The organism is Pseudoroseomonas cervicalis ATCC 49957, assembly GCF_000164635.1.
Classification (GTDB): domain Bacteria; phylum Pseudomonadota; class Alphaproteobacteria; order Acetobacterales; family Acetobacteraceae; genus Pseudoroseomonas; species Pseudoroseomonas cervicalis.
This window is the reverse complement of sequence record NZ_GG770830.1, coordinates 1-1,160: the sequence shown is the minus strand read 5'-3', so window position 1 is coordinate 1,160 and position 1,160 is coordinate 1. Positions and strand designations below refer to the sequence as shown.

Here is a 1,160-nt window from a genome sequence, read left to right as displayed (position 1 = left end):
GATGCCGGCGACGCCGCGCGCCGCGCCGCGCTGCTGGCCGGGCTGCTGGCGCGGCACGGCTTCGCCGGCGACGACGCCACCTATGACGACCCGGCCAATGCCAATCTGATCCAGGTGCTGGCGCGGCGGCGCGGCCTGCCGGTGGCGCTCGGCATCCTCTGGCTGCACCTGGCCGAGGCGGCGGGCTGGCGCGCGCATGGGCTGGATTTCCCGGGGCATTTCCTGGTCGGGCTGGATGGCGCGCCGGGGCCGGCGGTGGTCGACCCCTTCCAGGGCGGCGCGGTGCTGGCGGCGCCGGCGCTGCGCGCGCTGCTGAAGCGGATGCAGGGGCCGCAGGCGGAGCTGCACCCCTCGATGCTGGCGCCGGTGGGCAAGCGCGACGTGCTGCTGCGGCTGCAGAACAACCTCAAGCTGCGGCGGCTGCGCGCCGGGGCGCTGGCCGAGGCGCTGGACTGCACCGAGGACATGCTGCGCCTGGCCCCCGCCGCCGCGCCGCTGTGGCGCGAGGCGGCGCTGATGAACCAGCGGCTGGACCGCATGGGCGCGGCGCTGGAGCGGCTGGACCGCTACATCGCCCTGCTGCCGCCGGGGGGCGATGCGGCGCTGCAGGCGCGCGCCCTGGCCATGGAGTGGCGGCAGCGGCTGAACTGACGGGCGGCCGCCCTCAGTTGATCTCCTCGTCCGGCCCGACGCCCCAGATCTCGCTGCGCAGCATGTGGCCGCGATGGTCGCCCACCTGCACCTCGCACCAGCGGCTGGCGGCCTGGCAGCGGCGGATGCGGCCGACCACGCCCGGCATCAGCCGCGCCACCACGGCGCTGCCCTCGCCCTCGCTGCGGTGCAGGTTGCGCTCCTGCCCGCGCACCAGGAAGGTGCGGCGGCCGGCCAGCGTCGACTGGTGCACCCAGCCCTCGGTGCCGTCGATGTCGCGGATGCGGCGCCACTGGTTGTATTCGCGCAGGATCTCCACCGGCATGTCGCGCCGCTGATAGGTCCATTCGATCGGGAAGCGGGTGTCCGGGCCGATGCGCAGATTCACCTCGTCGCTGCGCAGCGAGACGAAGCGCGGGATCGGCAGGCCGGTGACGCTGCCGAGGCTGGGCTGCTGGATCTCGGCCGGGCTGGGCGCCGGCTGCGCCGGGGGCTGGGCGGGGGCGGCG

General features: G+C 75.8%; 2 protein-coding genes. One reads left to right on the top strand and one right to left on the bottom strand.

What is annotated here, in order from left to right:
- Positions 1–651: SirB1 family protein (locus tag HMPREF0731_RS19395; RefSeq protein WP_007005911.1), on the top strand; the 651-nt coding region annotated here is incomplete at its 5' end.
- 13 nt (positions 652–664) lie between these two features.
- Here HMPREF0731_RS19395 and HMPREF0731_RS19390 read toward each other — a convergent pair.
- Positions 665–1,160: SH3 domain-containing protein (locus tag HMPREF0731_RS19390; RefSeq protein ID WP_007005910.1), on the bottom strand; the 496-nt coding region annotated here is incomplete at its 5' end.